21 protein-coding genes are annotated in these 24,923 nt (G+C 33.5%); 2 read left to right on the top strand and 19 right to left on the bottom strand.

All coding sequences use genetic code 11. The features are described from left to right. Positions 1–92 precede the first annotated feature (92 nt). Complete coding sequence (cls, locus tag HMPREF3267_RS01780) at positions 93–1,574, bottom strand: cardiolipin synthase (protein WP_062077584.1); 1,482 nt, start codon at positions 1,572–1,574, stop codon at positions 93–95. Positions 1,575–1,804: 230 nt separating this feature from the next. On the opposite strand from cls, the gene HMPREF3267_RS01775 reads away from it, so the two are divergent. Further along, a complete protein-coding gene (locus HMPREF3267_RS01775) occupies positions 1,805–2,830 on the top strand; it encodes a threonine aldolase family protein (protein ID WP_002459231.1) in 1,026 nt (341 codons plus the stop codon). A gap of 393 nt (positions 2,831–3,223) precedes the next feature. On the opposite strand, the gene glnA is transcribed toward HMPREF3267_RS01775, so the two are convergent. The 4 genes from glnA to hflX all read right to left on the bottom strand — a co-directional run bounded on the left by glnA (position 3,224) and on the right by hflX (position 7,846). Beyond that, positions 3,224–4,564 (bottom strand): type I glutamate--ammonia ligase, encoded by a 1,341-nt coding sequence (gene glnA / locus HMPREF3267_RS01770; protein ID WP_037544561.1) that lies wholly within the window; start codon positions 4,562–4,564, stop codon positions 3,224–3,226. Positions 4,565–4,583: 19 nt separating this feature from the next. Further along, entirely contained in the window at positions 4,584–4,922 is a 339-nt protein-coding gene (locus tag HMPREF3267_RS01765) for a MerR family transcriptional regulator (RefSeq protein WP_012990857.1), read from the bottom strand. Between the two features lie 428 nt (positions 4,923–5,350). Further along, the gene (locus HMPREF3267_RS01760; protein WP_002478257.1) at positions 5,351–6,589 is read right to left on the bottom strand and encodes a methionine gamma-lyase family protein; all 1,239 of its coding nucleotides are present in this window, start codon (positions 6,587–6,589) and stop codon (positions 5,351–5,353) included. Positions 6,590–6,607: 18 nt separating this feature from the next. Further along, a complete protein-coding gene (gene hflX / locus HMPREF3267_RS01755) occupies positions 6,608–7,846 on the bottom strand; it encodes a GTPase HflX (RefSeq protein ID WP_002478258.1) in 1,239 nt (412 codons plus the stop codon). 110 nt (positions 7,847–7,956) lie between these two features. On the opposite strand from hflX, the gene HMPREF3267_RS01750 reads away from it, so the two are divergent. Further along, a complete protein-coding gene (locus HMPREF3267_RS01750) occupies positions 7,957–8,433 on the top strand; it encodes a glutathione peroxidase (protein WP_062077583.1) in 477 nt (158 codons plus the stop codon). A gap of 160 nt (positions 8,434–8,593) precedes the next feature. Here HMPREF3267_RS01750 and hfq read toward each other — a convergent pair whose 3' ends face one another. The 14 genes from hfq to HMPREF3267_RS01680 form a co-directional block, all read right to left on the bottom strand. After that, positions 8,594–8,833: an RNA chaperone Hfq gene (hfq, locus tag HMPREF3267_RS01745; RefSeq protein WP_002459238.1), complete on the bottom strand. Its 240-nt coding sequence runs from the start codon at positions 8,831–8,833 to the stop codon at positions 8,594–8,596. Further along, complete coding sequence (gene miaA / locus HMPREF3267_RS01740) at positions 8,830–9,783, bottom strand: tRNA (adenosine(37)-N6)-dimethylallyltransferase MiaA (protein WP_002478259.1); 954 nt, start codon at positions 9,781–9,783, stop codon at positions 8,830–8,832. The genes hfq and miaA overlap by 4 nt, the downstream gene beginning before the upstream one ends. Positions 9,784–9,789: 6 nt before the next feature. Further along, positions 9,790–10,725 (bottom strand): alpha/beta fold hydrolase, encoded by a 936-nt coding sequence (locus tag HMPREF3267_RS01735; protein WP_002459240.1) that lies wholly within the window; start codon positions 10,723–10,725, stop codon positions 9,790–9,792. Between the two features lie 251 nt (positions 10,726–10,976). Then, positions 10,977–12,650, bottom strand: coding sequence for a glycerol-3-phosphate dehydrogenase/oxidase (locus tag HMPREF3267_RS01730; RefSeq protein ID WP_037542961.1), 1,674 nt, complete (start codon positions 12,648–12,650; stop codon positions 10,977–10,979). A 143-nt stretch (positions 12,651–12,793) separates the two neighbouring features. Next, the gene (glpK, locus tag HMPREF3267_RS01725) at positions 12,794–14,293 is read right to left on the bottom strand and encodes a glycerol kinase GlpK (protein ID WP_002492109.1); all 1,500 of its coding nucleotides are present in this window, start codon (positions 14,291–14,293) and stop codon (positions 12,794–12,796) included. A 92-nt stretch (positions 14,294–14,385) separates the two neighbouring features. Continuing rightward, positions 14,386–15,204 carry an MIP/aquaporin family protein gene (locus HMPREF3267_RS01720; RefSeq protein WP_002459244.1) on the bottom strand — a complete coding sequence of 273 codons (819 nt, stop codon included), beginning with the start codon at positions 15,202–15,204 and terminating at the stop codon, positions 14,386–14,388. Between the two features lie 329 nt (positions 15,205–15,533). Next, a complete protein-coding gene (locus tag HMPREF3267_RS01715) occupies positions 15,534–16,067 on the bottom strand; it encodes a glycerol-3-phosphate responsive antiterminator (RefSeq protein WP_002459245.1) in 534 nt (177 codons plus the stop codon). Between the two features lie 14 nt (positions 16,068–16,081). Then, positions 16,082–17,995 (bottom strand): DNA mismatch repair endonuclease MutL, encoded by a 1,914-nt coding sequence (gene mutL, locus HMPREF3267_RS01710; RefSeq protein WP_062077581.1) that lies wholly within the window; start codon positions 17,993–17,995, stop codon positions 16,082–16,084. Positions 17,996–18,011: 16 nt separating this feature from the next. Then, positions 18,012–20,621: a DNA mismatch repair protein MutS gene (mutS, locus tag HMPREF3267_RS01705; protein ID WP_002478264.1), complete on the bottom strand. Its 2,610-nt coding sequence runs from the start codon at positions 20,619–20,621 to the stop codon at positions 18,012–18,014. A 187-nt stretch (positions 20,622–20,808) separates the two neighbouring features. Continuing rightward, positions 20,809–21,297: an energy coupling factor transporter S component ThiW gene (gene thiW / locus HMPREF3267_RS01700; RefSeq protein WP_002459248.1), complete on the bottom strand. Its 489-nt coding sequence runs from the start codon at positions 21,295–21,297 to the stop codon at positions 20,809–20,811. An 18-nt stretch (positions 21,298–21,315) separates the two neighbouring features. Continuing rightward, positions 21,316–21,684, bottom strand: a complete 369-nt coding sequence (locus HMPREF3267_RS01695) for a YlbF/YmcA family competence regulator (RefSeq protein WP_002459249.1) — start codon at positions 21,682–21,684, stop codon at positions 21,316–21,318. Next, positions 21,685–23,229 (bottom strand): tRNA (N6-isopentenyl adenosine(37)-C2)-methylthiotransferase MiaB, encoded by a 1,545-nt coding sequence (gene miaB / locus HMPREF3267_RS01690; RefSeq protein ID WP_002459250.1) that lies wholly within the window; start codon positions 23,227–23,229, stop codon positions 21,685–21,687. A 186-nt stretch (positions 23,230–23,415) separates the two neighbouring features. Then, positions 23,416–23,709 (bottom strand): thiamine-binding protein, encoded by a 294-nt coding sequence (locus HMPREF3267_RS01685; RefSeq protein WP_002492111.1) that lies wholly within the window; start codon positions 23,707–23,709, stop codon positions 23,416–23,418. A gap of 57 nt (positions 23,710–23,766) precedes the next feature. Continuing rightward, entirely contained in the window at positions 23,767–24,387 is a 621-nt protein-coding gene (locus HMPREF3267_RS01680; protein WP_037542965.1) for a poly-gamma-glutamate hydrolase family protein, read from the bottom strand. Positions 24,388–24,923: the final 536 nt, after the last annotated feature.

Raw genomic sequence — 24,923 nt, 5'->3', positions numbered from 1 at the left:
AAATGTCATCATGTTAGAATGACATTTGTCATAAAAAACACCTACTGAAAATATTTCAATAGGTGGTAATACTCCAATACTTTAACTACTTGTTATAAAATTGGTGATACGAGCTTTGCAATGTCTTCTTTTATTTTTATTTTTAATGAACGTTGGTTATATTTTTCTTTAGTTAACAATTTAGATTTTTTGATATCTTCTTGATAAGCTTTTTTTAATTGCTGTGCAATCGTTTTATCATATACAAAGGCATTGACTTCAAAATTAAGTTCAAAACTTCTGTAATCCATATTAGCTGTACCTACAGACACTACTTCATCATCAATCATACATAATTTTGAATGAATAAAGCCATTTTGATAGGTATGAATATGCACCCCACTATCTAATAGAGCGGCCGCATTAGAAAAAGTCGCCCAATAAACAAAAGGATGATCCGGTTTGCATGGTATCATAAGATGCACTTCTATCCCTGTACTCGCTGCCATTTTTAATGCATTAATATAAGCATTATCCGGTATAAAATAAGGCGTCTGTAAGTAAATCGATTTTTTAGCACTCATAATCATTTTAGTATAACCAAATTCAATTTGATGCCAATCTTCTGCCGGACTACTTGCCACAATTTGAAGTGGTGTATGACCATCTCCATAATCTTTTTTAGGAAAATACTTACTATCATATTCAAATTGAGTACGATGTGCTTGAGAGTTCCAATCTAAAATAAATCTTACTTGCAAGGCATCAACTGCATCACCTTGAATTCTAAAATGTGTATCTCTCCAATAACCTAATTTTCCCAATCCTAAATAATCATCTCCTATATTAAAACCACCAATATAGCCTTTTTGACCATCTATGACTATAATTTTACGATGATTACGATTATTCATTCTAAAATTAATTAATGGAAACTTCGATGCAAAGAATGCTTCAACTTCGCCTCCAAGTGCTTTAAATTGCTTAAATTTAGATAAGCCAACTTTTTTAGAACCAACATCATCATAAAGGAGTTTTACTTCTAAACCTTCTTTTAACTTCGTTTCTAAAGCATCAAGAATACGTTTACCTAAACCATCTAACTCAAACGTATAATATTCTAAATGAATGTAGTGTTTAGCATTGTATATATCTTCTATAACTTGATCAAACAACTCATGCCCATCCGTAAATACATCCACTTGATTATTTTCAGTTAAAAAGCCATCTTGGTTCATAAGCAACATGCGAACTAAATCATGATGTGTTGTTACTAGTTCATTGCTAGTACCATAATTATGTTTGTCAAAACTTTTTATCTGATCATCTATCAATTGCTTAAATGCATTAAGCTCCTTACCATTATGTTTTTCCATTTTACGCTTTGACACAGTTCGACCAAAAAATAAATATAAAACAAAGCCAATGAGTGGCAATACTAACAGCACAAAAAGCCATGCCCATGTTGACGTAGCACTTCGTCTATTAAGTTCTAAAAAGATAATAATAAATGCTAAAATCAAGTTCAATATAAAGCCAATGATTAACAAAAATGTAAATATAATACCTAAATTTCCCGTTACCCCTAAGAACATAATTCATCTTTCCCTCTTTCAGCGTCATTTATATTCATTATTCATATTTATTTACTAATTTAAATAATAGCTTTTTTAGTTTTAAATATCAAACTACTGTATCTTTTAACATCAACTTTAAAGCGCTTACAATTATTTAATTGCGAAATTTAATTTATTTCCAACGAAAAATGCGCTATAATTGTCATATTATATTTTCAGAAAGTTCTGTTAATTTAAGGGGGAATTTCATGATTTCATTTGAAAACGATTATTTAGAGGGTGCACATGAAAAAGTGTTACAACGACTTATAGAAACAAATATGGTGCAAGAAGCCGGTTATGGTGCCGACCAATTTTCTCAACAAGCAGCTGATAAAATTAGAGAAATTATTGACTGTCCACATGCGACTGTAAGATTTTTAGTTGGTGGCACACAAACCAATCAAGTCGTTATAAGTACAGTATTAGAACCGTACGAAGCTGTGATTTCAGCCAATACAGGACATGTTGCCGTTCATGAAGGAGGAGCCATTGAATTCAGCGGTCACAAAGTAATAGAGTTAGAATCAAACGAAGGAAAAATTACAGCAGAATCAGTGAAACAATATTTGGAAACATTTAATAGTGATTTCAAAAAAGAACATATGGCCTTTCCGGGAATGGTTTATATATCACATCCTACAGAATATGGTACGCTCTATTCAAAAAGTGAGTTACAAGCTTTGTCAGAAGTATGTCGTAAGCATCAAATACCATTATTTATGGATGGTGCTAGATTGGGTTATGGCGTAATGAGCGACGCAACTGACGTAGATATCACAGATATTGCAAAGTATTGTGATATTTTTTATATCGGTGGCACAAAAGTTGGTGCATTGTGCGGTGAAGCAATTGTCTTTACGCAATATAATGAACCAAAACACTTCACTACACGCATTAAACAACACGGTGCATTATTAGCTAAAGGACGATTAGTTGGTATTCAATTTTTAGAATTATTTACAAACAATTTATATTTTGACATCAGTCGTCATGCGATTCACATGGCCAATAAAATGAAAAAAGGGTTTATTGACAAAGGTTACAGAGTCTATTTCGACTCACCTACGAATCAACAATTTTTCATATTAAGCGAAGAGAAAATTCAACAATTACAACAAAAAGTAAAGTTCGCAGTTTGGGAAAAATACGATGAAAATCATCGCGTCGTAAGATTTGCTACAAGTTGGGCAACAACTGAAGAAAATGTCAATCAATTATTAGAATTAATATAATAGAAAATACTTATATTTTTAACTAAAGAAGATATAACAAATTAGCCGTCTAAAAATTTTTGAGTATGATAACAATGTTTTTGACAATATTTGTTATCTACTCTTTTTTTATAGTTTAAAACGTATTACCTTGGTGATTTGAAAGAGTATATACACCTTTTCTAATCAAGTCTAAACATTCTGTAATAATTTAAGATGAATGATGATACTAATGAAAACTTTGAGAAATATATCAAGAATATATTTTAAAATGAGTTGCCCAATAGTTGACCATCCAATGAAAAAATAGCTTTCTTTTATAGGTTAGTTGTCCACTTTTATATAAAAAAGAAGCTAAGGCAAAGTGCCTTAACTCCTTGTTATCCCTATGTCGGTCCCCTGTTTGCTTAGCGATTAATATTGTTTCATGTATTGGTCGCGCTCCCATTCAGAAACTTGGGTTCTGTAATAATCCCATTCAATTGATTTAGAATTAATAAATTGATTGTAAATATGGTTACCCAATGCTTTTTTAATCGTTGGATTTTCACGCATTGCTTTTAATGCTGTATAAAGTGTTGATGGAAGGTCATGAATGCCAACAGCTTCACGTTCTTCACGATTCATTTCGTAAATATTTTGGTTCACTGGTTTTGGTACTTCTGTTTTATTTTTAATACCGTCTAACCCTGCTTGCAAAATAGCTGCAAGCGCCATATAAGGATTTGCCGCTGGATCTACTGAACGCACTTCAATACGTGTTGATAACCCTCTTGATGAAGGTACACGAACCAATGGAGAACGGTTTTTACCACTCCATGCGATATAACATGGTGCTTCATAGCCTGGTACTAAGCGTTTGTATGAGTTTACAATCGGATTACATACAGCTGTGAAGCCACGTGCATTATTTAAAATACCAGCTGTGAAATGATATGCGTCATCTGTTAATTGCATTTCACCATTTGGATCATAGAAGGCATTTTCTTTACCTTTGAATAATGACACATTGAAGTGCATACCGCTACCGTTTACACCGAACAATGGTTTTGGCATAAATGTTGCGTGTAAATTATGTTTACGTGCAATCGTTTTTACAACTAACTTAAATGTTTGAATATTATCACATGCTGAAATCGCATCTGCATATTTAAAATCAATTTCATGTTGACCAGGTGCTACTTCATGGTGACTTGCTTCGATATCAAAGCCCATGTCTTCAAGTTCTAAAACGATATCACGGCGGCAGTTTTCACCTAAGTCAGTTGGTGCTAAATCGAAGTATCCACCATCGTCATTTAACTCAAGTGTTGGTTCACCTTTTTCATCTAATTTGAATAAGAAGAATTCTGGTTCAGGTCCAAGGTTAAAGTCTGTATAACCCATGTCTTCCATTTCTTTCAAGACACGTCTTAAGTTCGCACGTGGATCCCCTTCAAAAGGTTCACCATCCGTTTTATATACGTCACAAATTAATCGTGCTACTTTACCTTGTCCTGCTGTCCATGGGAAAATAACCCATGTATCTAAATCTGGATGTAAATACATATCTGATTCTTCAATACGAACAAATCCTTCAATTGAAGAACCATCAAACATCATTTCATTATCTAACACTTTTTCTAATTGGCTTACTGGAACTTCTACATTTTTTATTGTTCCTAAAATATCTGTGAATTGTAAGCGTAAGTATCTTACATTTTCTTCTTTTGCAAATTTACGAATGTCATCTTTTGTGAATGTACGTTTTGGCATATTTGAATCCTCCACTACTTTATTTAATAAATCTGGATAAATCTCCACGATTTATTGGCAATGCTTCACCTATGGGTTTTTGCGTTGCATCTACAATCATTCTTTTTCTAGTCTCTTGTTCATCAGTTGTTAAATGCCCTTGATCATCTAAAATAATTTGTTTGATTGCTTTGATGTTAAAACCCTTTTCTAAAAGCGCTTTAATCTCTAAAAGTCGTTCCAAATCATTCATTGAAAATAATCGTTTATTTCCTGCTGTTCGTTCGGGCGTTATCAGTTCATGTGTTTCGTAATAACGGATTTGTCTTGCTGATAATTCCGTTAATTTACTTACAACACTCATAGAGAATACGGCCATATTACGCCTTAATTTATCATTAGACACTAATAACCTCACCTCTACTTTTGAACTTGTTAACAATTTAGCATACTTTTTTTTATAATACAAAAATATGTCAGGTTTTCTAACATAGAATGGTTAATACTTCATTAATCTTAATCATACGAAGTCATGTGGTTTATAAAATAGGCTAACACTGCTCTTTCAGGAGTCTCGCCATAAATAATACGTATTAACATGTCGTCTTATATTGAAATGCTTAAAAAAACAAGACACTTTCGTATCATTTAATAAACTTTACTAAACTAAATGAACGAGGTGCCTTTTGTATAAAATCCTGATATAAATTAATCTACGCTACCCAATATTGTAAGAACCATATCCAAAGAAAAAGTTTTGGTGTTCCAATTTGAATCCACTACATTTATATTCTAAAATGTTTCTGACTATACTAATTGTTGCTCTTGTAATTGTTTTACTGCATAAATAATCGCTAGCTTAACGTGCTCATAAGTTAAACCGCCTTGGACATAAACTTCATATGGTGGACGAATTGGACCATCTGCAGATAATTCGATAGATGCACCTTGGATAAAAGTGCCTGCAGCCATAATGACATCATCTTCATAACCAGGCATGTAACTTGGCTCTGGACTAAAATGTGCATTTATAGGTGACGCATGTTGAATACTTTGACAGAAAGAAATCATTTGTTCTTTTGTTTCAAATTGTACTGTTTGGATTAAATCAGTGCGTGGTACATCATATTTGGGCGTTGTGTGCATGTGCATTTTCTCTAATAAAAGACTCGTAAATAAAGCGCCTTTCAAACTTTGGCTCACTACGTGTGGTGCTAAGAAGAAGCCTTGATACATTTCATGAAGTGCATAGACCGAAGCCCCTGCTTCACGCCCAATTCCAGGTGCCGTTAGTCGATAGCCACAACGTTCAATTAAATCTTCACGACCTGCGATGTAACCACCAATTTTAGCTAAACCACCACCAGGATTTTTAATCAGTGATCCTGCCATTAAATCTGCACCACATTCAATTGGTTCTCGTGTTTCAACAAATTCGCCATAGCAATTATCTACAAAAATAATAACATGCGGATATTGTGCTTTAATTTTTTGAATAGCGCATTCAATTTTATCAATATTAAGAGATGGTCGTTGATCATATCCTTTAGAGCGTTGTATAGCAACTACTTTTGTTTTATCAGTAATCGTGCTCAAAACTTGTGAAGTGTCTATATCACCATCTTTTAATGGAATATCACGATATTTAACGCCATGCTCTTTTAAACTTTCGATACCATTACCATTGACGCCTATAACTTCTAATAAAGTATCATATGGACTTCCAGTAATATAAAGTAGTTCATCTCCATGCTTTAACATACTTTGAAGCGCTATTGTAATCGCATGTGTACCTGAAATAATTTGCGGACGCACCAAAGCTGATTGTGCTCGAAATGTATGTGCATAAATCTCTTCTAAATGCTGCCTTCCAATATCATCATATCCATAACCAGTAGTTCCTAGTAAATCACTTTCTGTTGCTTTTACATGATGAAATGCTGCTAGTACTTTTTCCTGATTCAAAAGTGCAATGTCTTCAATCTGTTGAAAAAATGGTGCTAAGATATCTTCTACTTCTGCAATTGTGTGTGTTAAATCTGACATGTATAATCTTCCTTTTTGTTATTTTCTATATCCCGTAACCTCATAACAATTGTTTTGAGGATTAAAGTTCATTTCTTCTATTAGTGTATGCTGTTTCAAAAAGTATATGCGTTGTGCATTGGAACTTGCCACTGTTTCTGAATAATAAGTTAAACTTTCTTTTATTTGTTTAATTAACAACGCTTTGACCTTTGTAATATCTGAATGATGCTGTGTCGATACAAATTCAAATAATGATGATGACATTGGTAAAGCCATTGTAGAAGGACATAAATCTCTTTTGTTAAACAGTACAACTTGTGGAATTTGGTCCATATCTAATTCTTGAATTAACTGATTGACTGTTTCGTATTGTGAGCGAAATTCAGGGTGGCTCGCATCAACTATATGTAATAATATATCAGCATTTTTGGCTTCTTCTAAAGTGGATTTAAATGCAGCTACTAAAGTTGTTGGTAGTTTTTGAATAAATCCTACTGTGTCCGTAATTATCACATTAAATCCTTCATTTAGCTGGATTTGTCTAGTTTTAGGGTCTAGCGTAGCAAACAATAGATTTTGCTCATAAGTACTTTCACCAGACAATACATTAAACCATGACGATTTACCTGCATTAGTATAGCCAACTAATGCTATTTGAAATACTTGATTTTGCTCGCGTTTATTTCGATATCTTTCTCGATGTTCAACTATTGTCTGTAATTGATGTTTAATTTCATTTATTCGTGTTCGAATATGTCGTCGATCCATTTCTAACTTGGTTTCACCAGGACCTCTCGTACCTATTCCTCCACCTAAACGTGACAAACTCTTTCCATGTCCTTGTAGTCTAGGTAGTAAATAATCTAACTGTGCTAATTCAACTTGTAACTTCCCTTCTTTGCTTTTAGCACGTAATGCAAAAATTTCTAGTATAAGTTGTGTGCGGTCAATAATCTTAACATCTAACGCATCATTTAAACTTTTGGACTGTGCTGTCGTTAATTCATCATTTGCTACAACGACATCTATATCATGTAAATCAATAAATGCTTTAATTTCATCGATTTTACCTTTACCAACATAATATTTATGATCAACTTGTTGTCGATTTTGTGTTATTTGACTAACCACTTCAAGCTGGCATGTCTGTGATAAGGCCTGTAATTCTTGCATAGTTGAATCATAATCAAATTGATTATCTACTTGGGCATTTACACCGACTAGAACTGCAGTTTCTCGTTTCTGTTGTGTGCTATATGCTGCTTGTTGCACCATAGTATGCATCTCCTTAATCTTGCTACTCAAATCATTCTAACACAGTGCTTTATTTAAGACTATCTGCATAAATTATGTTAAATTAAAGATAAATTGAAAGGGTGAATAGAATGGAAAATATTTATGATATTGTCGTTCAAACTTCAGATGGTAAAGACTATAAATTAGAAAAATATAAAGGGGACGTCATGCTCATCGTGAATACTGCAAGTGAGTGTGGTTTTACACCTCAATTTGAAGGACTTCAAGAGATTTATGATAAATACAAAGAACAAGGTCTTGTCGTATTAGGTTTTCCATGTAATCAATTCGGTGGTCAAGAACCTGGTTCTGGTGCTGAAGCTAATCAAAATTGTAAAATTAATTATGGTGTCACATTCCCTATTCACGAAAAAATTGATGTAAAGGGAGAGCATCAACATCCATTATTTAGATTTTTAACTGACGCGCAACATGGTATGTTTAATGAGAAAATTAAATGGAATTTTACGAAGTTTTTAGTTGATCGTCAAGGTCATGTGGTTAAACGTTTTTCTCCTCAAAAGAAACCTACACAATTACATGAAGCAATTGAAGCTCTTTTATAACACAAAAAGGCATCCAGTTCGTTTTTAGCGAGCTGGATGCTTTTTACAAACAACTAACGATATTATTTTAATGTGTTATCGCCTATGTTTGTAAACATGTGTAGTAACCGAATACTTCGCTTACTTAGATATGATGATTAAAAGCTTGTAAGCTTATAACCTATTCTTCGCTGTTTGTTTCAACAGTGTCTGAGCCTTCTGTATCTACAGCAAAAGTACTGATCGCATGTTTGTAAATCAAATGTTGTTTACCTTGAGATACGATGTTGACAACATATTTGTCAAAGTCTTCAATAACACCTTTCATTTGGAAACCATTTAAGAAGAAGACAGTGACTTCTGTTTGATTCACTTTAAAATTTTCTAGTGTTTGGTCTTGGATGTTGTGATTTGCAATCATTTTACAGAACTCCTTTTATTTATTTGGGTTGTAATCTCATCTAACATCATTTGAAGCGACATGTTCTCTTTATCTAACCATCGCACTTTCATCTTATTCTTGAACCAAGTCAGTTGTCTTTTGGCATATTGTCTCGAATGCTGTTTCAATTTATCAACTGCATAAGACAATGTTTCTTCACCTTTGACCACAGGAATTAGCTCTTTATAGCCAATTGCTTGCATGCTCTGTTCATGCTCATATCCTGATTCAAGCAGTGCTTCCACTTCCCTAAATAATCCGTTGGTCAACATAATATCAACTCGTTTATTTATTTTAAAATATAATGTTTCACGCGACATTTCAATCCCTACTAATAATGTATCATAATTTTCTGTAAATTGTTGAACTTTCTTGCGTGAACTTAAAAGTTTTTCTGTTTTTAAATAATATTCTATTGCCCTAAGCACTCTTTTTCGATTATTAGGGTGTATTTCTAAAGCAGATTTTGAATCAAATGTTTTTAAATATTGATGTAAATGATCATTATCTAATTCTTCTAATGCATTCATTTTTTTTGCGACTTCACGTTTCTTTTCAGCTGTAATTTCTTCCTTTTCAAATGGATAATTATAAATCAGTGATTGAATATACAAACCTGTACCGCCTGCAATAATAGGAATTTTCCCTCTCGCAGTGATATCTGCGATGCATTGTTCTGCACGTTTTTTAAATTCGTATGCCGAAAAGGCTTCATCTGGATTTAAAATATTGATAAGATGATGCGGTACACCTTCCATTTCTTCTTGTGTTACTTTTGCTGTACCTATATCCATTTGTCTGTACACTTGCATTGAATCGCCACTAATCACTTCACCATTTATTTTCTTAGCTAGGGCGACACTCAATTCAGTTTTCCCTGATGCCGTTGGACCAACGACAACAACGATAAACGGCTTTTTGCTCATCATATTTTACTATCCTCTCTCGTTTGTTCGCTTCAAAATATGTTTTTCAATCCATTCAAACATGTGATTCCATGTTAAATCATAATTATCTTCAAATAATATTTCATGTCTTTTGAATTTATATAGTTGTACCGTGATATGTTTTATACCTGCTCGTTTAAATTTTCGTCCTAGCTTACGCACACCTTTGCCGTAATCACCAAATGGATCTTCCTTACCTGATATCAACAAAATCGGTAGCTTACTATTTATCTTCTTGAGTTCTTTTTTCCATGAAGTCACCATCATATATTTAACCGTTTGATAGATAAGTTGATTAGACACTAAAAAGCCACAGTATTCATCTTCAACATATTTATCTACTTCTGCACGTTGAGAAGATAGCCAATCGCTTGGCGTTTGAGGATTGTCGATACGTTTATTAAATGATTTATAAACAAGTTGATTTACCCATTTTAGACGCTTTCTTCTACCTAGGCATAAAGCTATAAGTTTAAGACTAACTACTGCTGGAATGGCTTTCCATAATGGAAATTGACCTGTCCCCGTCAAAATTAAGCCATCAGCAACATCAGGGTATTGTTCAACAAAACGACGCGCAATAATTGACCCCATTGAGTGACCCAAAACAATATATGGCAATTTGCCAAAGTCACCATATATTGTCCGTGCGATTTCTTCTGCATCTTGAGCTACAATACGCAAATCATCATAGTGTCCGCGTTCATGAATCGTTATTTCCTTTCCATGTCCTCGATGATTATGACGAATCACGTCGTAACCATGTAGATTAAATGCATGGACTAAATTATCATATCTATCCATATGCTCTGCCATACCATGAAAAATATGTACTACGCCAATTGTGGTCTTATGCGCTTTATTAAGTTTAACTTCCAACATTGTGCCATCTTCAACGGTGATATAAAACGTGCCTTGGCTCACATATATGCCCCCTAAAATGAAATATCATGTACTATGTATAAAATTCAGTGTTATATTTTAATATACCTTTACTTATCACTGTTATCAAATGGTTTGCTTTTGTTGAAAAGCTTAGCCAAAGCTCATTATCTTCAAAATAATTAGTAAAAACGCCTATATTATTAAACAAGAAATAACACCCTGAAAATTAGACCTCCGCCTACTTTTCAAGGTGTTACTCGTTTATATAACAATATTTTTACACATAATACTTATGCTTTTACAGCAGGTTGATCATTGCCAGTTTGAGCCTCATCAATAGCTTGATCTAGTTCAGCAGTGAATTGTATCTTCTGCGCAGGCGTATAGTTCAATAAATTACTTAACACTTCGATAACACCTGCTTTATAGGCTAAAACATCTTGAATATTAAAATACAATTTACCTGTTCGGCGTACCAAGAAGTCGGTTGGTTTATATACCATTTCATTTTGAACACTATAAATAAGTTCAACATAAATTTCAAGTGGTAAATCAATATCGTGCAATTGTGCAGTTTGTGCAATATTAAACAATTGATCTACATTAGATCCGTATTTTGAAGCAAGACGTCGTGCAACATTTTCATCGATATGGAATGCTTTTGCTTCTTGGACTTTTTGTTCAACAAATTGATTAAAGTTCTTACTTCCACCAACGTCACCACCAGAAATTGGTAAATGTTTCGTTGCACACGCATCGAATGTTAAACCATATTGCTGCTTCAATCGCTTAGCTAATAAGTTAACTATATCCAATGCCATATGACGATATCCTGTGAGTTTACCGCCTGCAATTGTTAGAAGACCTGAATCTCCTTCCCATACTTCATCTTTACGTGATATTTCTGAAGGATCTTTGCCTTCTTCTAAAATTAATGGACGCACACCAGCCCATGTAGATTCAATATCACTATCCGTCACTTGAACATCGGGGAACATATAATTAATAGCGTCTATAATATAATCTCGATCTTCTTGTGTCACTAAAGGTGATGCTTTGTCATTATCATAGAATGTATCTGTAGTACCTACATATGCTTTACCTTCACGTGGTATGGCAAAAATCATGCGTCCGTCATTCTCTGTATCGAAATATACCGCTTGTTGTAATGGGAATTTAGATTGATCAATAACTACATGAATACCTTTAGTAAGACGTAATTGTTTATTATTTCTAGCATAATCACCGCTTCTTACTTCATCAACCCATGGTCCAGCAGCATTGATTACTTTTTTTGCTTTAATTTGATAAGTTTCATTTGAAAGTTGATCTTTAACTTCTACGCCATTCACTTTGCGTTTTGTATCGTAAATAAAGTGTTCTGATTTCGTATAATTTATGATATCCGCACCTTGTTCGGCAGCTTTTTTTATAACTTCAATTGTTAATCTAGCATCATCCGTGCGATATTCTACATAGTAGCCTCCGCCTTTTAACCCTGCTTTTTTAACTAGAGGTTCTTTAGCCAAGGTTTCTTTTTTAGATAACATTTTTTTACGCTCTGCTTTTTTAACACCTGCTAATCGGTCATACATTGCTAAACCAATTGATGTGCTAAATTTGCCAAAGGTTCCACCCTTATGCATAGGTAACAGCATCCATTCCGGAGTTGTAACGTGTGGACCATTTTCATAAACAATTGCGCGCTCTTTACCCGTTTCAGCTACGACACCTACTTGTAGTTGTTTTAAATAACGTAAACCTCCGTGAACAAGCTTCGTTGAGCGTGAGCTCGTTCCTTGTGCAAAGTCTTGCATTTCTACTAATGCGACCTTCATTCCACGCTGGCTTGCATCTAAAGCAATACCTGCGCCCGTAATACCTCCACCAATAATTACCACATCATAATCTTTATGCTTTAAATTTTGTTTGATTGCTTCTCTTTTTAACGTTGATAATGTCATCGTCATACCCCTCCTATATTAGATAAAAAAAAGAGAGACCTGTCCCAATACAAAGTACTGTCAAACAGATCTCTTCTTCTCAAGATAAATATTAACTTATTAAAAGTATAACACAAATTAAAACACTACGTCTATTTCATAGTTTATTGTTCAAGTTTGAAAATTTGTGTTGCCTCGACTGCTTTTTTCCATCCTTTATAAAGCTTAGTTCGTTCTTGATCTTCCATTTGTGGTTCGAATTCTTTTTCTAGTTTCCAACGATGTGCAATTTCATCTTTACTATCCCAAAAACCAACAGCTAATCCAGCTAAATATGCTGCACCTAACGCCGTTGTTTCTTGAATTTCCGGTCTTTCAACTGGCGTATCCACAATATCCGCTTGGAATTGCATTAAGAAATTATTTTTTACTGCGCCGCCATCGACACGTAAGTTGTTAACTTCTATATTAGAATCTTTAGACATCGCTTCCATAACATCTCGTGTTTGATAGCATAATGATTCTAAAGTAGCTCGTATAAAGTGTTCTTTTTCTGTGCCACGTGTTAATCCGAATATTGCACCTCGTGCCTCAGCATCCCAGTATGGTGTTCCTAATCCTACAAATGCAGGTACGACATAAACCCCTTCAGTTGATTCTACACGTGTCGCATAATTTTCACTTTGCGGTGCAGAATTAATCATTCTTAAACCATCTCGTAACCATTGAATAGCCGAACCTGATACAAAGATAGAACCTTCTAACGCATAGTTCACTTTGCCATCAAGACCATATGCAATCGTCGTCAATAAACCACTTTCAGATTTAACAGCCTTTTCACCTGTATTCATTAACATAAAGCCACCAGTGCCATATGTATTTTTCACATCTCCACGATCAAAACATGCTTGACCAAATAAAGCAGCTTGTTGATCTCCGGCAATACCACTAATCGGCACTTCTTGACCAAAGAAATGGTAACTAATTGTTTTCGCATAAATTTCACTTGAAGCTTTGACTTCCGGTAACATATTGCGTGGAACATCCAAAATTTCAAGTAATTCGTCGTCCCATTTTAAATCATAAATATTGAACATTAAGGTACGGCTAGCATTGGTATAATCAGTAACATGTGCTTCTTTACCAGATAGTTTCCACACAAGCCACGAATCTATAGTTCCAAATAACAATTCACCATTAGCTGCTTTTTCGCGTGCCCCTTCAACATGGTCTAAAATCCATTTTACTTTCGTACCAGCGAAATAAGGATCTAATAATAATCCAGTACGATCACGGAATTTTTCCTCATGTCCTTGTTCTTTTAATTCTTGACAAATTCCTTGTGTTTGACGTGATTGCCATACGATAGCATGATAAATAGGACGTCCTGTATTTTTATCCCAAACAACTGCCGTTTCACGTTGATTTGTAATACCAATCCCCTCAATCTGATTGGCATTGACATTATTCTCATTTAATACTTCAGCCATAACTGATAACACCGACGTCCAAATTTCATTCGCATCGTGTTCTACCCACCCAGATTGTGGGAAATATTGTTTGAATTCTCGTTGTGAAATCCCTTTGATTTCTCCATCTTTGTTAAATAAAATGGCACGAGAACTTGTAGTTCCTTGATCAATTGATAAAATATACTTTTCCATTTAATGGCCACTCCTTTAGTCTTTTAGCTTAGAAACTGTACAAATGAAATAACTACTAAATTATGCCAATACTAACACAATTTTATTATTAATTAATAAATCGTTTCAATATCATCACTTTGCACAATTTTATTTAAAACAAAACCTAGTATTACAGTTAATATAACTACAATAATGCCAATAATCGATATTGTAGTTAAATGTCCTTTATAGAACAACTGATATAATGCGGCACCTAGCATTCCACCAGCGATAGGTCCAAGAACCGGAACAATTGCATACGCCCAATTAGATGCGCCTTTACCTGCAATAGGTAACAATGCGTGAGCAATACGCGGTCCTAAATCACGTGCTGGATTAATAGCATAACCAGTTGTACCACCTAGGCTTAGACCAATAGCTATAATTAAACTTCCAATAATGATAGGATTTAACCCATCAGCAATCTTATTGATACCTATAAATAAAATTCCCATTGTCAAAATGGTAGTTCCAATAATCTCACTAATAAAATTGGCCATATAATTTTTGATAGCTGGACCAGTTGAAAAGACGCCTAATTTAGCGCCTTGATCATCAGTTGCTTTCCAATGAGGCAAGTACATAAGCCACACTAGAACACCTCCGACAATGCCACCTAACATTTGTGCCAAAATATAACCAGGTAATTGTGTCCAACTAAAACTACCATCCATGGCTAAAGCAACAGTAACTGCTGGGTTTAAATGTGCGCCTGAAATATTACCAACTGCATAGACCCCCATCGTCACGGCCAATCCCCATCCAAACGAAATAACTATCCAGTCTGACTTGTGTCCCAATGTCCGCTTTAAATTAACATTTGCGCACACGCCACCACCAAACAAAATTAATATAGCAGTACCTAAAAATTCTGCTACGTATACATTCATTAAAATAACCTCCTAAACAAAAAAATCTCCACAATGCATACCTCATTGTAGAAATCTCCTCGTCTCTTATTCTATTATTAACTTGGGACTATCATACTATCGACATGTAAGCGTTGTCAATATTTTGTTTTAAATCGAGTCTTATATTTACTCTAATATTTGAAAATTACAACAATTTTTTATTTAAGCAAGCAGCGGGCTCAAAGTCAAGGTTTACTTTATTGCCCGCCACATATAATTAATCTCATTACCTACACATCATTAAACTTATCATTTTTATTGGTTAATCATTTAATATCATTCTTAATATCATAGGTTATATTGATAAACTACCAAAGACTGCGATCACTAGTAGTTACATAGCTCGCCCCATTTGACACAGCTTCCTCAATTTCTCTTTTTTCGCTAATCAAACCACCAGCGATAACTTCTGTCTTTGTACTTTGTTTAATTATTTTTACAATTTTACTGGCAACACCTGGTAATACTTCTACATAATCAGGCTGAACCTTTTGTATTAATCTAATACTTCGATTTAATGCTTGGCTATCAATAATAAATACTCTAAATATCGTTGTTTTATTTAATGATTTGGCTTTTTGAATCACTTTTGTTTTGGTAGAAACAATACCTTTGGGTTGATAGGTTTGAATAATATATTCACAAGCAAATTCATCATGACTCATACCTTTAATCAAATCAACATGAATGTATGCTGAGATATCATGCTGTGCTAATAGTTCCATAACACTTTTCAAATGTCCTATATGCATATCTAGAAGGACACAAGATTTATAGTCGGTTTCTGTCAGCTTTTCTAAATCTTTCATATTTCTAATTGCCGGTAAAACATTATCATTCATGCGCACTGTCCTTTCTAAACAACTCTTTTAAATAGTTTTTCTAATTCATAATTTGAAAAGTTAATAATAATAGGTCTTCCGTGTGGACATGTAAATGGATCTTCGGCTTTTCTTAACTGATCAATTAAATCTGCCATTTCATTTATTTTAAGATAGTGATTTGCTTTAATTGACTTCTTACAGCTCATCATAATTGCAGCATCTTCGCGCAATTTTTTTATATCAATTTTTTTATGTTCTAATACTAACTCAATCATATCTTTAATAATGTCTTCAACATCTGCTTTCGGCAACCATACTGGATAGCTATTTACAATATAGTCACTACCTCCAAAATGCTCTAAATGCACGCCTACTTTATCTAACTCCGATTGATATTGGTTTATAATGATTTGTTCATCTTTTGAAAAATGAAAGGTCATAGGTATAAGTAAATCTTGTACCTCATTAGTAACCTCTCCTATTTTATCTCTAAAATATTCATATTTTATCCGTTCTTGAGCAGCGTGCTGATCTATCATAAACATGCCATTTTCATTTTGTGCAATAATATAAGTTCCATGTACTTGACCAACAATTTCCATATAAGGGACACGACGCGATGGTGTCTTACTAACCGTACCTTTAATATCTTCTTGTTCCAATAATGAACTATTGCTAGATGTACTATTTTCTAGCTCAGACAAAAATTCTTTTTGTCGTTCAAAGTAATCATCATTTGAATTTCGTTTATTATAAGTAGAGTCAACTGGTTGCACTGTTTCCTCATTGAAATCATCAGATGTCGTTGTCTGTTCTAATTCATTTGAAGCTCGTTCACTAGATGTGTCATTTGAGTTAGTATTTTGTCGTTGTTTCTCAAAATCCATTTGTTGTTGTTCAAATGTATGCAGAACTTTATTCTTTTTCGGCTTCTCATCCCATTTATTTTGTGGTATTAAAATCCGATCATGGAATGCCTCTCTTATCTTTTCAACGATAAGTTGATACAACTGCTCCTCTTTTGACAATCGCACTTCTAATTTTGTGGGATGTACATTAACATCTACTAGTATAGGATCCATTTTAATATTAATATAACAAATTGGATAACGACCAATCATCATCAACGTGTGATAACCTTCAACAATCGCTTTATTAAGAATGAAATTTTTAATATAACGACCATTAATAAAGATAGAAATATAATGTTTATTGCTTCTAGAATGTTCAGGTTTAGCCACGTAACCTTCTATATGGTAATCACTTGTATCACCAGTAATATGAACTAAATCTTTAGCTACTTTCATACCATAAATATCAGCCATAACCTCATTTGTTTTTCCAGAACCATTTGTTTGCAACATTATTTTACCATCTGATACTAAAGAAAAACGAATATCTGGATGACTCATTGCCATACGATTCACAATATCAGTTATTTTACCCAATTCGGTATATAAACTTTTAATATATTTTAAACGTGCCGGCGTGTTATAAAATAATGACTCGACTTTAACATCTGTACCTTTTCTAGCTTTCGCAGGCTTTTTATGCACGATTTGACCATTTTCAGCATAAATCTCATGACCTTGTTCGTTATCAGTACACGTCGTTAAAGTAACCTTTGCAACAGAAGAGATACTTGCTAATGCTTCGCCTCTAAATCCTAATGTTCGTATATGAAACAAATCGTCATCATCATGCAGCTTACTTGTAGCATGTCTATGAAACACTAAATTTAAATCGTCGGCCTCTATACCTGAGCCATTATCAACTACACGAATCGACGAGATACCAGATTCTTCAACTTCTACATTAATTTCAGTTGCATCAGCATCGATTGCATTTTCTAATAATTCTTTTACTACTGAACTAGGTCTCTCAACTACTTCGCCAGCTGCAATTTTATTAGCTAAAGAGGTTTGTAACTCTTTTATTTTTCCCATTTCATTTCACCCCATTTTATAACTTTTTTTGTAATTCATTTAGTTTAATTAATGCATCAAGTGGTGTCATATTGGAAATATTTAATGTTCTAATTTCAGCTTCAATTTCACTTTCTGTGGTTACATCGTCGAATAAGCTAAAGGTTGTTTGTTCATATGCTGGTTTTACAGCTTGATTTTCAGAGTCTTTCAGATATGCTGATTGTGATTCTGCAATATATGCATCTTTATTGTCTTGCGACCGTATCTGTGACGATTGCGTCGATTTTTGTTCGAATTGGTCAAGAATAACTTGTGCTCTTTCAATCACTTCGTTAGGTAAATCTGCTAATTTGGCAACTTGAATACCATAGCTATCATCTACCGCACCATCTTTAACCTTATGTAAGAAAATAAGTTCTCCTTGGTACTCGTCAGCTGCAACATGCACATTTTTCAAACAGCTTAATTCTTGATCTAGATCTGTTAATTCATGGTAATGCGTTGAAAATAGTGTTTTAGCGTGTGATGTTTTTGCGACATACTCTATCATTGATTGAGCTAAAGCTAAGCCATCGTATGTTGATGTGCCACGCCCAATTTCATCAAAGATTATTAAACTGTCCGCCGTAGCATAAGTTAATGCTTTTTGTGCTTCTAACATTTCAACCATAAATGTACTCTTACCTGAAACTAAGTCATCGGCAGCACCAATACGCGTAAATATTTGATCAAATATTGGTAATGTCGCTTTATCACAAGGAACAAATGAACCCATTTGCGCCATAATACTTATAATAGCCACTTGTCGCATATATGTTGACTTACCAGACATATTTGGCCCAGTTATCAAATAAATAAAGTTCTCTTTATTTAACAAGCAATCATTAGGGACGTAATCATTGTGATCCATCACTCGTTCAACAACAGGATGACGAGAATTTTCTAAATTCAATGTCTTATTCTCGCTAAACTGAGGTCTTGTGTAATTATAGCGTTGTGCGATTTCGGCAAAGCTTTGTAAACAATCTAATTCCGAAATGATTTTTGCTTGTTGCTGAAGTTTCTCAGTATACGTTTTAATATGCTCGCGTAATTTTACAAATAATTGATACTCTAGTTCAACTGCTTTATCTTCAGCCCCAAGTATAATGTCTTCTTTTTCTTTTAATTCATCAGTAATAAATCTTTCTGCATTAGAAAGTGTTTGTTTACGATAATAACCATAATCAGTCGGATTAAATCCTTGTAAATTTGCTCTTGTAATTTCAATGAAATAACCAAAGACTTTATTAAAACTAATTTTTAAAGATTTAATACCTGTTTTTTCTCTTTCTCTAGCTTGTAATTGCGCTAACCAGCTTTTTCCATTTTGAGACGCATCCAAATATTCATCTAACTGCTGATTAAAACCACGTTTAAATAGTCCACCATCTTTAACAGATATAGGCGGTTCTTCCACAATACTATTTTCCAATACATCTAATAGGTCATCTAAAGGTTCCAATTTGTCAAATTGCTGACTAAATGTTTGATCCATTTCTAACAATAATTGTTTAATATGTGGGATTTCTGATATGGAATGTTTCAATTGAATTAAATCTCGAGCATTAACATTACCGTAACTTACTCGACCAACAAGTCGCTCTACATCATAAACTTGATTCAAATAACCTCTTAATGTATCTCTTTCAATAAAAGCGTTTATTAGCTGATCAACAGCATTTAAGCGATGCTCTATTTCTTGTTGTTGAATTAAGGGACGATCAATCCATTGCTTTAATCGTCTAGCACCCATCGGCGTTTTTGTTTCATCCATCAACCACAATAAAGTGCCTTTTTTTGATTTTAATCGAATACTTTCTGTCAATTCTAGATTTCGTTTTGCATAGTAATCCATTTTCATAAAATCAATTGCAGCATATTCTTTCACATCTTCAATATGAGACAAATCTCTTTTTTGAGTATGGTGAATATAATCTAACAATAATTGTGTTGCTTCGAACATCAAGGTTTCTTTTTTGGGATTTACCTCATATACGTTTTGAGAAAGTGATTCATTGACTGTAATCGTTTCAGTGGTCAAATTTATTTGTCGCGTAAGCGCATCAGACAACGCTTGATTAACAACAATTTCATTCGGATTAATCGTAGTTATTTCATTTAACAGTGTCGATGTACCTTCAAATTGTGTTGTCTTCAATTCACCTGTAGAAACATCACAATAGCTAAGTGCTATTTGATTTTGTCTTTGAATAAAACTCAATATATAATTATTTTGTTTGTCATCCACCCCGCCTTGCTCCATTACAGTACCAGGTGTGACAATACGTACTACTTCTCTTTTCACCATTCCTTTGGTTTGCTTTGGATCTTCCATCTGTTCACAAATAGCAACTTTATATCCATTATTTATCAAAGTTTCAATATAGCTATTTGCCGAATGATACGGTACGCCACACATTGGAATAGGTTTTTCTTTTTTGGCATCTCTTTTCGTTAAAGTAATTTCAAGAACTCGTGATGCTTCTTTAGCATCATCAAAGAACATTTCATAAAAATCGCCTAATCGAAAGAATAATAAACAATCATTATATTGTGCTTTTATGTTTAAATATTGTTGCATCATAGGTGTTACATTTGCCATTTATTATTCACAACCTTATTTCTTTTTACTTTTTGATTTATATTATTATTAAAATTATTTGCCTTCGTTAACTTATATATTTTAACATAACTATAAACAAGTCGCCTATTGATATTATCTTTTAAAGTTTAACATAAAAAAACATTGACTTTTGCAGCTATAAACGCATAAGTCAATGTTTTAGGCTCTACTTAAAGCGATCAAGTAAACCTCGTTTTTTTAAAATAATCAATAATATATAGCTTATTACTGCACCAATCACACTAGAAACAATAAAAGCTAACATTAATGGTTTAACAACAAAATTGTGAAATCCTAATATCCAAGCCATTGGTATACACATCAAACTACCAATAATACCCGTACCAATAACTTCTCCAATAGCAGCTATAAAGATATGTTTTTTATACATATAAAATAAACTTGCTAAAAACACACCAATCATGCTACCTGGAAATGCAAAGAAGCTACCTGTATTAAATGTGATTCTGATAATTGATGAGATAAGTGCTTGTGCTAAGCCATACCATGGTCCAACAAATACTGCACATAAAACATTGATAAAATGCTGTACTGGTGCTGCTTTGATTGGTCCTACCGGTATAACAATGATACTGCTTAAGACAACGTTAATGGCAATAAGTATGGCAGTCACAGTTAACTTCTTTGTGTTCATGAAATTACAATCCTTTCACTATTGATTACTATGTTCATCAGTATGATGTTCATTTAATCTATTTTCCATTGTGCTAATCATCAATTGTAGAAATTCATTAGCTTCAAATTGCGCGCTTTTAAATTCATCTACAATAGGCAAATGATTAATTTCTGCTTCAAGATGATTAATTTCATCTTCTGATTGTTCAAACGCATGTTGTTTACCATAATTCTGAAAGTTGACCGATTGCTTTTGTTGCTTTTTAAGCTGATTCATCTTTGTTGCAATCGTCTTATTTTGATGAATTTGTTGTTCGACACGCTGATAGGTTTGGATAATATCCAATTTTTCAATATTCTTTGTTATCCCATCGGCATACGTTAAAATATCTTTTTTTGAATACATTTAAGGCGTCACCAACGTTTGTTGAGTGAATCTAACAAAGGTACCATTTAATGAATATTGTTTAGCTTCATCAATTTTCACTTCTACTAATTGACCAATCGCTTCTTTAGGACCTTTAAAATTCACTAATTTATTTTTACCAGTATATCCAGCTAGTACTGTGTCATCTTTTTTACTTGTGCCTTCACATAATACAGTCACAGTTGTGTTTTCATAATGGCTCATAGCTTGTTGTGAATACTGTCCAACCTTTTGATTTAAACGTTGTAATCGTTGTTTTTTCACTTCTAGCGGTACATTATCTTTCATTTTAGCAGCTGGTGTACCATCGCGCTGCGAGTATAAATACGTATAAGCATGTTCGAAAGCCACTTCATCGTATAGTGTTAACGTTTCTTCAAATTGATCTTCTGTTTCGTTAGGGTAGCCAACAATGATATCAGTTGTTAAAGCAATATTCGGAATAGCCGCTTTAATCTTTGATACTAATTCTAAATAACTTTCACGCGTATATTTACGCCCCATAATTTTTAACACTGCATTATTTCCTGATTGAACCGGAAGATGAATATGTGGCACAATATTACCACCTTGCGCAATCACTTGTATCATTCTGTCAGTAAAATCCCATGGATGACTTGTTGTAAATCTAACTCTAGGAATATCAATTTTAGAAATAGCTTCAAGTAAGTCGCCAAGCTCATAATCTATATCTTCAATATCTTTCCCATAAGAGTTAACATTTTGACCTAATAACGTGATTTCTTGATAACCTTCACGTGCAAGTTCTTTGACTTCCGCAATAATATCTTCTGGTCTACGACTACGTTCTTTTCCTCTTGTGAAAGGAACAATACAATACGTACAAAACTTATCACAACCATACATGATATTCACCCATGCTTTAATATTGCCTTCTCTCACTTTCGGCAAGTTTTCAATGATGTCTCCCTCTTTGGACCACACATCAACAACCATTGCTTTAGACATATATGCCTCTTCAAGAATTTCTGGCAATTTATGGATATTATGTGTGCCAAAAATCATATCGACATTTTGATATGACTTTAAAATTTTATTGACTACTGATTCTTCTTGCGACATACAACCACAAACACCAATTAGGCAATCAGGTCTATTTTTCTTTAGGTGTTTTAAATTTCCAATCTCACTAAACACCTTATTCTCGGCATTTTCACGGATAGCACAAGTGTTTATAAGTATGACATCTGCTTCTTGAATATCAGAGGTGGATTGATAACCTAGTGCTTCTAAAATACCGGCCATTACTTCTGTATCGTGCGCATTCATCTGACAACCATATGTTTTAATTAAAAATGTACGTCCTTGACCGATATTGCGATATTTATCCTCTATCTGAAAATCTCGATTATATTGTACTTGTTGTTTCCCACGTTTTTTAGCTTCTTTTAAACTAGGCGGCTGATAAACCGTCTCAAAGTACTTGCTATAATCTTTTTCTTCTTTTTTATTACGTTCACTTAAAATATCTATCGTACCAGCTTTTCTTTGCTCTTCATTCACTTAAAAAATCCTTTCCATATGCCCTTTTTATCATTATTCCATTATATTAAATTTAGCTATAAAGTGCAAAATGCCTTCATTCTGAATTTTAAAGACATCTTTATTATAAAAAAATTAGGGCAAGAAAAAGGTCAATACATTGTCCTTTAAGCTTACCCCATCACTATTTATTATTTAAATCGTAGCTTATCCATCATATTTTCCTGTTAAAGTTTCAATCGAAATACCTTCGGGTACATGATAAAACTTAACTTGGCTAATAATACTTGAACATTCTAATTCAACCATTCTCTCGTTCAATTTTTGAATGAGAATTAAACAAGCACTCATTTCACCTTGTACTGTTGTTTCAAGCGGACCTACTCGATAATGCAATCCAGATTGTTCTATCAATTTAATAGCTTCGTCAACATATGGGATTACATCATCATTTTGTGGTGTCTTTGGTATAATTTGAATACTCATTAATGTATCTTGCATCATTATCACCTCGAAAAAATTGTTCTTTATGTTCATCATATCATTTTTATCTTATATTTAGTTAACTTGAGATGTTGATTCTACAATTGCTTGTGCTATCTGATACATTAAGTTACTCCAATTATCTTTATTAGTTCGATTGTGATAGCCGTATTTTCCATTTTTAAATAATTGTTTTCTGAGTGCCGATGTTAATTCTAGTTGTACACCCGCACCAAGTTGATTACAATTAACAATATTATTTGATTGTTTGCCTGACATGTTGCTTGGGGCATGCGCCACTTTTATACCTATTTGTTTCAGACTATTGCTTATTTTTTTACTCAGCAGTTCATCTTTACCTCCAATATAGACTATTGGACTTTCACCTTTACATCCATGTATAGCAATTGTTCTTTCACTCCGTTTTACAAGATCTATCGCTATTTTATTATCATAATGAATTGAAGTCACATGCAGTTCTTGATTCCCCTTGCTTCTCATTCCATTAAAAACAAAGTAATTATAGTTACCTTCTTTGGCTATCAGTTTTGTTAACTCTGTAGTTGCTGGCTCAATTCCGCCACCATGTGGGGCAATAATAACCACTTGACTGTGATTATCTTCCGTTTCAATCTTCCAATCTTGATGTTCAGCTGTTTGTTGTTCCAATGTCTCCATCGTTTTAAATTTATCCATCATACATCACTCCTTTATACAACTTATATTTCATATTACCTATTTTAGAAGTTATAAAAGTGATTTACAGAAAATAAATAAAATTTCAATTTATTAAAAATAAACAGCAGAGACATAATCCAAAATAATAGAACCTCAAACATGATTATTATGTTCGAGGCTCTTAACTATATATTTAGTAGACTAAATTGAAAATGCACTGATACCCAGCTTTTTCTATCCTAGTCAACCTTGACTGGGTGGAAATAAGAACTCAAAATGAATGCTGTCCCGCTTCCTTATTTTATATTTAATACTCTATGTTGTATGGCTTCGCGTCTTTAGGATTCTATATCAGTCACACTGGCTTGCTTTGTTAGAAAAACTGTTCTAGCCAGTTACGCTGTGCTTGGATCCCAACAAAGGGAAATACAACAACCATTTCTACAATTAACATATGTTGCAATCAATATGCGTTAACAAAAATTGGGAAAATAATATTACCTTATTGTTCAGGATTACTTATACCCTAGACACTTAATGGCCTAGCCTTTTAT

The organism is Staphylococcus sp. HMSC62D11, assembly GCF_001839145.1.
Lineage (GTDB): Bacteria > Bacillota > Bacilli > Staphylococcales > Staphylococcaceae > Staphylococcus > Staphylococcus lugdunensis.
The sequence above is the reverse complement of the archived record's forward strand: the minus strand, read 5'-3'. Positions and strand labels throughout refer to the sequence as shown.

Excerpts from the sequence above, each read along its gene's own strand:
- HMPREF3267_RS01765 (WP_012990857.1), bottom strand. The coding sequence starts at position 4,922 with ATGGCCGTATTCTCTATGAGTGTTGTAAGTAAATTAACGGAATTATCA.
- hfq (WP_002459238.1), bottom strand. The coding sequence starts at position 8,833 with ATGATTGCAAATCACAACATCCAAGACCAAACACTAGAAAATTTTAAA.
- HMPREF3267_RS01775 (WP_002459231.1), top strand. The coding sequence starts at position 1,805 with ATGATTTCATTTGAAAACGATTATTTAGAGGGTGCACATGAAAAAGTG.
- HMPREF3267_RS01750 (WP_062077583.1), top strand. The coding sequence starts at position 7,957 with ATGGAAAATATTTATGATATTGTCGTTCAAACTTCAGATGGTAAAGAC.
- cls (WP_062077584.1), bottom strand. The coding sequence starts at position 1,574 with ATGTTCTTAGGGGTAACGGGAAATTTAGGTATTATATTTACATTTTTG.
- HMPREF3267_RS01760 (WP_002478257.1), bottom strand. The coding sequence starts at position 6,589 with ATGTCAGATTTAACACACACAATTGCAGAAGTAGAAGATATCTTAGCA.
- glpK (WP_002492109.1), bottom strand. The coding sequence starts at position 14,293 with ATGGAAAAGTATATTTTATCAATTGATCAAGGAACTACAAGTTCTCGT.
- glnA (WP_037544561.1), bottom strand. The coding sequence starts at position 4,564 with ATGCCAAAACGTACATTCACAAAAGATGACATTCGTAAATTTGCAAAA.
- mutS (WP_002478264.1), bottom strand. The coding sequence starts at position 20,621 with ATGGCAAATGTAACACCTATGATGCAACAATATTTAAACATAAAAGCA.
- thiW (WP_002459248.1), bottom strand. The coding sequence starts at position 21,297 with ATGAACACAAAGAAGTTAACTGTGACTGCCATACTTATTGCCATTAAC.
- hflX (WP_002478258.1), bottom strand. The coding sequence starts at position 7,846 with ATGGTGCAACAAGCAGCATATAGCACACAACAGAAACGAGAAACTGCA.
- HMPREF3267_RS01680 (WP_037542965.1), bottom strand. The coding sequence starts at position 24,387 with ATGGATAAATTTAAAACGATGGAGACATTGGAACAACAAACAGCTGAA.
- HMPREF3267_RS01685 (WP_002492111.1), bottom strand. The coding sequence starts at position 23,709 with ATGCAAGATACATTAATGAGTATTCAAATTATACCAAAGACACCACAA.
- mutL (WP_062077581.1), bottom strand. The coding sequence starts at position 17,995 with ATGGGAAAAATAAAAGAGTTACAAACCTCTTTAGCTAATAAAATTGCA.
- HMPREF3267_RS01715 (WP_002459245.1), bottom strand. The coding sequence starts at position 16,067 with ATGAATGATAATGTTTTACCGGCAATTAGAAATATGAAAGATTTAGAA.
- HMPREF3267_RS01720 (WP_002459244.1), bottom strand. The coding sequence starts at position 15,204 with ATGAATGTATACGTAGCAGAATTTTTAGGTACTGCTATATTAATTTTG.
- miaA (WP_002478259.1), bottom strand. The coding sequence starts at position 9,783 with ATGATGAGCAAAAAGCCGTTTATCGTTGTTGTCGTTGGTCCAACGGCA.
- HMPREF3267_RS01730 (WP_037542961.1), bottom strand. The coding sequence starts at position 12,650 with ATGACATTATCAACGTTAAAAAGAGAAGCAATCAAACAAAATTTAAAG.
- HMPREF3267_RS01695 (WP_002459249.1), bottom strand. The coding sequence starts at position 21,684 with ATGTATTCAAAAAAAGATATTTTAACGTATGCCGATGGGATAACAAAG.